Origin of the sequence: Prevotella amnii CRIS 21A-A (assembly GCF_000177355.1) — a bacterium.
GTDB classification, from domain to species: domain Bacteria; phylum Bacteroidota; class Bacteroidia; order Bacteroidales; family Bacteroidaceae; genus Prevotella; species Prevotella amnii.
The window spans coordinates 1-10,272 of record NZ_ADFQ01000079.1; the positions used below are offsets into that span (position 1 = coordinate 1).

A 10,272-nucleotide genomic window follows, 5' to 3' on the forward strand; every position below is an offset into this window, starting at 1 on the left:
TCAGTCATCAACATCCCCTTTTCCAACTTAGTAATAAGATTAATTGGGAGTGTTTTGAAAATGCTTTTTCTCCATTGTATTGCAGCACTAACGGTAGCCCCGCTCCCCTATTCGCCTGATGTGTGGTCTTTTAATCTTAAAACATTTGTGTGATGTATCAGATGAAATGGTGGTTTCTCAATGGGGTGAGAATGCTTACTACCAATATTTTTGTATTGGACTTTAATTTATACCAAAATAACCCTGTAACGCTATGTTTTCTATTCATCTTCATAACTTTGTATAAGTTTCGGTGGGAATTTCTTGTTAAATTTAATAACCTCTTTAGTTAGTCCATACCAACCTTCAAAATTGAATAGTAGAATGCCTGTAGTACGCAATTGCTGGTCTTTATTAAGAATATCTTTTACATAAGGGTCAACATATCCTGTAACAACATTCGGAGTACCTATGCCGTTTGGACCCGTGTACGAGCAGAATGTAATAAACCATTCGGGAGCCATTCCTCCATACGCTTCACTAGCTTTAAGCAAATTCTGGCGAACAAGATTTACCTTATCACCTGCACGGCATTTATATGTATCCTCCACATGTAGCGTGGTAGTGGAATAATTAGTAGAAGCAAGCGTAGTAGAAAACTGTCTGTTATCAGGCCAACTTGTTATCCAGCCAGAGTTTGTAGAATACCAACCCTCACGGCTCACTATAAGCATCTTACCACGAATATCGCCCATAGTTAGATCCGGACTAAAAGCTCCTGCTATATATTGCTTAATATAAGGATCTGCATTTAAGATATTGCCTACTGCTGCACGATACTTATTACCACCATCATGATCATAATCATGGTCACGCTTTATGGTCATGATAACCGTTTCAGAAGGGTGATCTCGTAAAAAATCGGCAGTAGCACGCAATACATCTTTATGAAACGTGCGGTCGAACACTACACTGGAGTGGCACAGCTTCAGCACATCACCATCAAGCACCAAGCGTATATCGAAGAAGCGTATGCCATTTTCTAGCTGCCCTTTGATATCTTTGTCTTGTGTCTTTACCCACCAAATACCTGAAGACCATGCTCCGGTATCGTGTGTTCCGGGTATGGACATCTTGCATATTAGCCGGTCGTCCTCCATATCCTGCATCCAATTATTTAGTTTGGTAGGCACTATAGAACGTAGCTTGGGCTTAAAAGTATAACTTTTACCAGCCTCTTGTCCTTGAGAATTGCTCATTCCATCTAAAGGTGTATGATATAACCACCATTCTGACCGTTTAGCAATAGCCTCTGTTTGAGGCACTATATAAAGGTCGTTAGAAAAACTTACATTCTTACCTACTGGCATTACCCAAAAGCCATACACTTTAGACATTTCTTTAGGCTTTAGAGTAATTGGCTTATCGAGCTTACATATTAAATCCTCTCCATTTTTTAGCAGAACAGGAACTACTATAGGCGAATCCTTTTGTTCGTCTACTTGCCATTTTGCTTCCCATACAAAGGGGGCAGCCTGCATCGAATTGTCTGTTGGCTTCATACGAAGTGCAGCTATATTAATATCTTTCTCCGTAGTATTAGCTATCTTCATACGAATAAAAGATCCTTGTGGGAGAAAATTTACTCGTGGGGTGCTCATATTTACGCCATCTTCCGTAGAAAGTGGTAACCACTTAGATAGATAAGGCATATCCCATCGTTGCTCTTTCCTAATAGTTATAGGTCGTGCAAAGTGTTCTCCGCTAAATATTACACAACGACTCTTCTCGTCATACTTACCTTGTCCAAGCAGGAAACAAGCCTCCCACTTACCTATTTTCTCATTATTAGGACATTTTATATCTGCGGTAAAATTATCACATCTTACCCCATTTTCACATCCTTTCCACACCACCTTTATACATCTTAATGGTATTTTAGGATTTTCATTTCTTATTAAGCAAAGCCCTTCTTCTACATCATCTGCTTTGAGGCGTAACAAAGGTAATGCTTGCTTATTATTAAAGTCGTACGCAAAAGCCCTCGTACTTTCCTTATTATCATTTTTAACTATAGCACCATCTACCTTAACATTAAGATATACTATATGAACCCCTTGCTGCTGTTCAGATTCAACATTATCTATATTATGGCTACAACTACAAAGCAACATATATATAGCAATAATAACCATACTCCAAAACATAAATAACACGCTATTTGTAATCACATCTTTAGCTATGCTATGAGCTGATTTATGTTTATTATTTTCAATTATGGACATTTTGTGTTTTCTCGGAATCATCATATCTTATCAATTTTTTAATGTAAATTATTTTGAAGAACACAAAGTTAGTAATTTATTTGCAAATATCAAAGAACATAATACCTTTATTAAGCATCTATCCCATATATATTAACTTTTATATACCTTATATATAAGGTATTTATATTTTAAAAACTTCAAAGACGTTTTCACCTTTATTGTCTAATTATTCTCATTGATTGATTTTAAATATTTTTCAAAAAAAGCTTATTCACTATTTACCTTAACCTTTTTTTATGTAACTTTGCTTTAAATTAAAATTAATTACACTATATGAAAAAGCAATATTTAGCATTAGCATTTACAGCTATAAGCATATCTGTATATGCGCAAAATAAAGAAAATAGCAATGCTTCTGATTTCCATTTTACTACTATAAAAGCTAACGCTATTACTCCTGTAAAAAATCAATATAAAAGTGGTACCTGCTGGTGTTATGCTACATTAGGATTTTTTGAAAGTGAGATACTTAAATCTACAGGTAAAACTTATGACCTTAGTGAAATGTTTGTAGCTAATAAAAATTATCTTGACGAAGCTATATTTCACACCCGTATGCATGGGTATAGTAGATTTTCAGAAGGAGGCAGTGCTGACGATGCTTTGGAAATGATTAAAACTTATGGGATAGTGCCTGAAAATGTCATGCCAAAACCTGGATCTTTGGTTGGAGATAGCCTTGCTAATTTTACCGAATTTTTTCCAGGACTTGAGAAGTATATGACTACTATAGCACAAGGAAATCATGAAGAGTTAAGCCCAGCATGGCAGAACAGCGTGCAAGGTATTATAGATTCTTATATTGGTAAATGTCCTCAAACGTTCACTTATAAAGGTAAACAATATACACCAAAAACATTTGCTTCATCATTAGGAATAGACTGGAACAATTATATTAGTATAACAAGTTTTACTCATCATCCATTCTATAGCTCTTTTGTAATAGAAGCGCCATATAAATGGAGAATGAAACAAAGCTATAATATCCCATTAAATGATATGATGAAGATTATTGACGATGCTATTGATGCTGGCTATACAATAGCTTGGGGAGGTGATGTTAGTGAAGATGGCTTTACACGCAATGGGCTTGCATTAGATGTAGATAACGACAAGATATCATCTATAATAGGTTCTGATGCTGCAAGATGGTTACAATTATCAAAGACAGAGCGAGGCAATAAGATAGCAAAGATAGGTATTAACACACCAGAAGTGTCTGTTACACAAGAACGCCGCCAAAAACGCTTTGACAACTGGCGCATGACCTACGATCATGTTATGGTTATTTATGGCAAGGCTAAAGATCAAAAAGGTAAAGATTTTTATATGGTGAAAAATTCATGGGGTACTAATAACAAATATAATGGTACTTGGTATATGTCTCGCAACTTTATTGCAGACAACACCATATATATATTCCTTAATAAGAATGCTATAAGTAAAAAGATGATGAAACAAATAAAACTTTAGTTTAACCTTATAACATAAAACTACTTATAAAAGAAAGATCCCTACCAATTGGAAAAAACACCAATTTGATAGGGAATCTTACATTAATTATTTTATAACAATTACTTTCTTATTCTGATAAAGGAACTGCAAAATAGCCCTTCTTACCTGTTGGATAAATACCTTGAATATAAAGCACAGGATATTTACTTGTGGAAGCCTTCTTTACAATACTTTGCAAGTCGTCTATAGTCTTAACAGGAGTATCATTTACATTTTGTATAATATAATCACGAGGAATACCTGCCTTTTTCAATGCACCATTATTTACCTTTATTACTTCTAAGCCATAATTAATGCCTAACTGCTGTTTCATTGATTTGCTAACTGGACGGAACTGTCCACCTAAAACATCTATATCTGCCTGCTCTAAAAGTTTTGTTGTACCTTGAGCATTTTTCAAAGTTATCAGCTTTTTAATAACCTTCTTATTACGCATATAAGTAATATAAACCTTATCACCAGGACGTTTTGCATTAATAGCTTGCTGAAGCTCTGACATTTTAGTAACTTTCGTTCCATCAAACTGAGTAATAACATCACCCTTCTGCAGCCCTGCCGCTGCACCATTACCATCATCATTTGTGATTTTATCTACATAAACGCCCTCATTTGTACCAAGGTCTACTGTTTTTCCATCATCTTTTTGAGCATTTATATAATCAAGCACATCACCTCCTTGAATACCAAGCATTACACGTTGTACACTGCCATATTTCTTTATATCATCTACTACCTTTATCATTATAGACGTAGGAATAGCAAAACCATAACCACTATACGATCCTGTCCTAGAATAAAGCATTGCATTAATACCTACAAGCTCACCTTTTGTGTTAACAAGGGCACCACCAGAATTGCCAGGATTAATAGCAGCATCTGTTTGTATAAAGCTTTCTATACCTCCTTGAGTAGCTCCTAAACCACGAGCCTTAGCACTTACTATACCTGCTGTTACCGTAGAACTTAAATTATAAGGATTACCTACTGCTATTACCCATTCACCTACTTTCAACTTTTCTGAATCACCTATAGGCAATACAGGCAAGTTTTTTGCATTAACCTTAAGCAAAGCCAAGTCTGTTTGCTTATCAGTACCTACTATTTTTGCACTAAACTCACGGTTGTCATTCAACGTAACAGTTAGCTCATCTGCACCTTCTACTACATGATTATTTGTTACTATATATCCATCTGAAGATATAATAACACCACTTCCTGTAGCTTCTTTCTTAGGAGTTTGTATCTGCTGACGACGCCTATTACCGTCCCCCTGACGCTGATCGAAGAAACCAAAAGGATCAAAAAAACCTCCAAATGGATCCTCATCAACTTCTACTGTCTTCGTCTTTGAATTCTGAACATATTTAATATGCACAACTGCAGGTAACGCTTTTTCAGACGCATAAGTTAAATCTACTGGCTGACCATAGGCTGCAACAGTAGTTGGAGCTGCGCAGACTTTAATAAAAGCCCCTGTTGATAAAGCAAGAGCAGAAAAGCAAGATGCTCCTACTAATAATTTTGAAAGATTTTTCATCTATAATTTAATTTATTTATTTGATTTTTCTCTTTTTATTTCTTATTCTTTAATCATCTTCTATTAATGATTATGCAAATATAAAGGCAAAAAACGTAATAAATACATAACACAACTAATCTTTATTCGATTTTAACACTTACAATTTAACAATTAACGGCAATTAAAAAGCACCACATATAATTTTAAATTCATTTATAATTACTCTTCTGTTAAGCTGAATATAAATCCTTACTGTTTTATCTTACACATTAAAAACAACAATAATACAGCAGCTAATTAGAATCCCTTTTTTCTCGAAATATTTATATAAAAACAATGTAATATGAAAAAACTCACTACCCTTTCTCAGAGTAGTGAGTTTCACTTTATAATAATCAGATTATTATTAATTTTAAGTCAGGTTAAATAAACTTTTTATCCATATGTGCTACATCATGATTTTCCTGATGTTCCCAATCTTTTAATATATCACGCACATTCTTCTCTTCTTCTACCTGCTCATCAACATACTTAGCTATAAAATTTTGAGAAGCACGATCATTCTCTTTTTCAGCTACTTCTGCTAAGTTATAAATCAATTCGGTTACATGCTGCTCATGCTGATAAACATTTTCAAAAACAGATTTTTCATCTTTCCATGAAGTAGTAACAGCATCAATTGCACCTAACACTACTTCGCCTCCACGATCAAAAACATAATTAGCCATATCTGTAGCATGTTCTCTTTCTTCTTCAGAATGCTTAAACATATAATTTGCAAAGCCTTTCCAGCCTTCCTTTTGAAACCAAAAAGCCATTTGCAAATAAAGATTAGAAGACCACAACTCAGATATAATCTGCTGGCTAAATGCCTCTTGCATAGTTTTACTTATATTCATAACTATCTACTTTTTATTATTATAATGATTTGTATTATCCTACTACAAAGGTAAAAAATATTTTATATTAAACAAGTTATTCTACACAACAATATTATTCAAATCATAGAATAATAACAATCTTTATATTTTACTATTATGTTTTTACATAAAAACATAATCTACTATAAAATAAAAGAGCATTCTCTCAAAACGAATGCCCTTTTATTTCATCTATAATTCTATTGTTATCATGCCTCAATTCTAATTGAGATTTAAGCTCTTTTTTATAGCTTCTATCTTTTCTTTTGCATGACTGACACAATTATTATAATCATTAGGAGAAGTCATGTTTTCTTTTATTTCAAGATAGAACTTAATCTTAGGCTCTGTACCTGAAGGACGAACACTAACCTTATTACCATCTTCGCAAAACCATTGCAGCACATTACTTGTTTCTGGCATATCAATTTTTTCCTTTGTACCATCGGCTTTTATAGCTTCCAAAGTTTGATAATCCTTCCATATTGCTATCTTACTACCTCCAAGTTCCTTAGGTGCCTTGGTACGGAAATTCTGCATCATTTGCTGAATTTCATCTGCACCTGTCTTTCCTGGACGTTCTACATTAATGGTATATTCATAACTAAAACCATACTCCATATAAATATCCATTACTATATCATATAAAGTCTTGCCATGATCTTTAGCATAGGCGCATATTTCAGCCAAAAGACAACATGCACTAACTGCATCTTTATCACGGCAAAAGCTCTCAGCCATAAAGCCATAGCTTTCTTCTCCACCACCTATATAATCTTGCTTACCTTCTGAAAGCGCAACTTCACGTGCAATCCATTTAAAACCTGTATAGCAATCACGCATTTCTACATGTTGCTTCTCTGCTATTTTACGGATAACTTCAGTAGTAACAATAGTTTTAACAATAAAATCGGTAGGCTTTAATAACCCCATAGCTTTACGGTTAGTTAGAATATACCACAAGAAAATCAAACAAGTCTGATTACCATTAATCAATACCCACTCGCCATTACTATTTTTACAAGCCATACCTACACGATCAGCATCAGGATCTGAAGCCATAAGAATATCTGCATCTATCTTCTTAGCATCACGTAAACCTAACGTAAGAGCCTCTGCTATCTCTGGATTAGGACGGTCTACTGTAGGAAAATTCCCGTCTTTTACCATCTGTTCCTCTACACAATGTATATTATCAAATCCCCAAGAACGTAAGGCACGCGGAATCATCACACGTCCTGCACCATGTAAAGGAGTATATACTATTTTTAAGTCATGCTGATTCTTTATAACTGAAGGATCAATGCTTACTGTTTTTACTGCATCTAAGAAAAGCTTATCTATATCTTCTCCTATTATTTGAATAAGCTCTTTTTTACCTTCAAACTTTACATCTTCTACTCTTACTTTATTAACCTCTTCTATAATACCCTTATCATGTGGTGCTAATACTTGTGCCCCATCTTCCCAATAAGCCTTATATCCATTATATTCGCGAGGGTTATGACTGGCTGTGATATTAACACCTGCTTGTGCTCTAAGATTGCGAATAGCAAACGAACATTCTGGGGTTGGACGTAAATCTTCAAATAAAAACACTTTTATACCATTTGCTGAAAAGATGTTAGCTACCGTTTCTGCAAAAAGACGTGAGTTATTACGACAATCATGACATACTACAACACTTATCTGTTCTCTTTCTTTGAAATTTCTTTTCAAATAATTAGCAAAACCCTGTGTAGCCATTCCCACTGTATAAATGTTCATGCGGTTAGAACCTGCTCCCATTATACCACGTAAGCCACCTGTACCAAACTCTAAATCTTTATAGAAGCTGTCTATTAAACAACTCTTGTCTTTAGCCTCTATCATTTTTTTTACTGCCAAACGTGTCTCTTCATCAAAAGATGGCGACATCCATGACTTAGCTTTATCCTCACATTGCTCAATAAGTTTTAAATCTTTTGCCATATTGTTACTCTTTTATAATTATTTATCATTCTACTTGCAAATATACAAATAAATAACCAAATACAAATAAGCATACATATTTTCCTTTATCAAAAAATACTATTGAATTTCATTTATAAGTCTATCTGATATGACAGATATTTTATTACCTTTGCAATTATTTTTTATCAATATAAAAGACTTATTATAATATGAACTTTGAAGGCGTTTTCCTTGCAATTTGTACTTTTATTATTATCGGCTTATTGCATCCTATAGTAATTAAAACTGAATATTATTTTGGCACTAAACCATGGTGGTTATGGTTAATTGGAGGATTAGGGTGTTGTGTAGCTGCCTTATTTGTATCTTCTATATTTTGGTCTGCCTTACTTGGAGTAACAGGTGCATCATTGCTTTGGGGTATTGGCGAGCTATTTGAACAAAAAGAACGTGTAAAAAAAGGATGGTTCCCTATGAATCCTAAACGCATTAAAGAATATAATGAAAAGAATAATAAAGATGTGAAACGATGAAAACTATTTTGATAGTTGTAGGTAAGACTGTTAACAAAATATTCCAAACAGGAATAGATGATTACACTAATAGGATAGGGCATTATATGCCTTTTTCTATTATAACTATTCCTGAATTAAAAAATACTAAAAACCTAACTATAGATCTACAAAAGAAAAAAGAAGGAGAACTTATCTTAAAAGAAATACAACCAACAGATACTATTATTTTACTTGATGAAAAAGGTAAAGAATTTCGTTCAACAGAATATGCTAAATGGCTTAAACAAAAGCAATCTATTTCCAGACGTTTAATATTTATAATCGGTGGTTCATACGGCTTCTCTAAAGAGATTTACGAACGTGCTAATGAAAAGATTTCTCTTTCTAAAATGACATTTTCACACCAGATGGTACGCCTTATATTTGTCGAACAACTTTACAGAGCTTGTACTATTCTTAAAGGTGAGCCATATCACCATGAATAGACATATATAAGAACACTATAATACAAAAAATATAAACATATGTTGTCTCAGTAACTATTTTTTAGTACTTAAATACTAACCAAACATATTCTGCAAAATAACAAAATATATAACCACTATATCTTAGTTATTTCTGTTCTCTTTTATAATAAAATGCTATATATTGTATTATATAATATCATTGCTAATGTATAAATAGTAATATTTTATAAAATTGTGGGAAGGACATAAAAAAATACATAAAACTTTTCTGAGTTAAAGATAAATTATTATTCTTCTTAACTTTCTTCCAATATTTATTATGAACCTGCTTAATAATAATTTCTACAAGATTTTCAAATTTTGTACCTTTAGCATAATATCTTACACTAAACATGCATCGATAAAGTTTCCATAATGCCCACGCCTCATATTTTATATGTCCTTCAACTCTTTTTACTGCATTTGCATAAGTATTAATAGAATAAATAAACCTACTCTTTATTAATTTATTATCAATAATATCTTTGTGAGTAATAGAGTTTGGATTTTGATAATAATAATATATCATTCACACATATTGCTCTTTTGCTTTTCAAAAATACTTTAAGATTATACTCAAAATCTTCTGACACAACATCTTCAAATAAAACATTACATATATTTTCTCTCTTATATAGTTTATTCCATACTGCCAAATATTTCATTTCAATGCCAGAAGGGGCAAATAGCCCATATATTAAGCTTTCCTGCTCAAATATCTCTCCCCCCCCCCATAAATGTAGGTATAGGCTCTGTATGAGCCTGTATCGGCTTATAATTACACATAGAGAAGTCATAATCTCCATTATGTAAAGCTTCAAACAATTTTTCTAACATTTGTGGGTGTAACATGTCATCACTATCTACAAAACAAATATAATCTCCATTTGCTTCTTTAACTCCTATATTACGCGCTTTTGCAATACCTTCATTAATCTTGTGAATTACCCGAAACCTTTTATCCAACTGACAAAATTTATCACATATTAAACCAGATTTGTCCATGGAACCATCATCTACCAATATAACTTCTATATT

At 33.2% G+C, this 10,272-nt stretch carries 8 protein-coding genes and 1 pseudogene; 4 read left to right on the forward strand and 5 right to left on the reverse strand.

What is annotated here, in order from left to right:
• Positions 1-223: pseudogene (locus HMPREF9018_RS10740) on the forward strand (transposase); the annotation flags it as partial.
• A gap of 37 nt (positions 224-260) precedes the next feature.
• Here the strand turns inward: HMPREF9018_RS10740 and HMPREF9018_RS06945 are convergent.
• Positions 261-2,264: a phosphatidylinositol-specific phospholipase C gene (locus HMPREF9018_RS06945; RefSeq protein ID WP_008449825.1), complete on the reverse strand. Its 2,004-nt coding sequence runs from the start codon at positions 2,262-2,264 to the stop codon at positions 261-263.
• 315 nt (positions 2,265-2,579) lie between these two features.
• On the opposite strand from HMPREF9018_RS06945, the gene HMPREF9018_RS06950 reads away from it, so the two are divergent.
• Positions 2,580-3,779 carry a C1 family peptidase gene (locus HMPREF9018_RS06950; RefSeq protein ID WP_008449816.1) on the forward strand — a complete coding sequence of 400 codons (1,200 nt, stop codon included), beginning with the start codon at positions 2,580-2,582 and terminating at the stop codon, positions 3,777-3,779.
• A gap of 109 nt (positions 3,780-3,888) precedes the next feature.
• Here HMPREF9018_RS06950 and HMPREF9018_RS06955 read toward each other — a convergent pair whose 3' ends face one another.
• The 3 genes from HMPREF9018_RS06955 to HMPREF9018_RS06965 form a co-directional block, all read right to left on the reverse strand.
• Complete coding sequence (locus HMPREF9018_RS06955; protein ID WP_008449818.1) at positions 3,889-5,358, reverse strand: trypsin-like peptidase domain-containing protein; 1,470 nt, start codon at positions 5,356-5,358, stop codon at positions 3,889-3,891.
• A gap of 404 nt (positions 5,359-5,762) precedes the next feature.
• Positions 5,763-6,239, reverse strand: a complete 477-nt coding sequence (locus HMPREF9018_RS06960) for a ferritin (RefSeq protein WP_008449814.1) — start codon at positions 6,237-6,239, stop codon at positions 5,763-5,765.
• A gap of 243 nt (positions 6,240-6,482) precedes the next feature.
• Positions 6,483-8,231 carry a phospho-sugar mutase gene (locus HMPREF9018_RS06965; RefSeq protein ID WP_008449827.1) on the reverse strand — a complete coding sequence of 583 codons (1,749 nt, stop codon included), beginning with the start codon at positions 8,229-8,231 and terminating at the stop codon, positions 6,483-6,485.
• Positions 8,232-8,422: 191 nt separating this feature from the next.
• Here HMPREF9018_RS06965 and HMPREF9018_RS06970 point away from each other — a divergent pair, with 191 nt between their 5' ends.
• On the forward strand, positions 8,423-8,746 hold the full coding sequence (locus HMPREF9018_RS06970; RefSeq protein ID WP_008449820.1) for a DUF4491 family protein: 324 nt from the start codon (positions 8,423-8,425) through the stop codon (positions 8,744-8,746).
• Positions 8,743-9,213, forward strand: a complete 471-nt coding sequence (gene rlmH, locus HMPREF9018_RS06975) for a 23S rRNA (pseudouridine(1915)-N(3))-methyltransferase RlmH (protein ID WP_008449823.1) — start codon at positions 8,743-8,745, stop codon at positions 9,211-9,213. The genes HMPREF9018_RS06970 and rlmH overlap by 4 nt, the downstream gene beginning before the upstream one ends.
• A gap of 732 nt (positions 9,214-9,945) precedes the next feature.
• On the opposite strand, the gene HMPREF9018_RS06985 is transcribed toward rlmH, so the two are convergent.
• On the reverse strand, positions 9,946-10,272 hold a 327-nt coding region (locus HMPREF9018_RS06985), incomplete at its 5' end, for a glycosyltransferase family 2 protein (protein WP_008449811.1).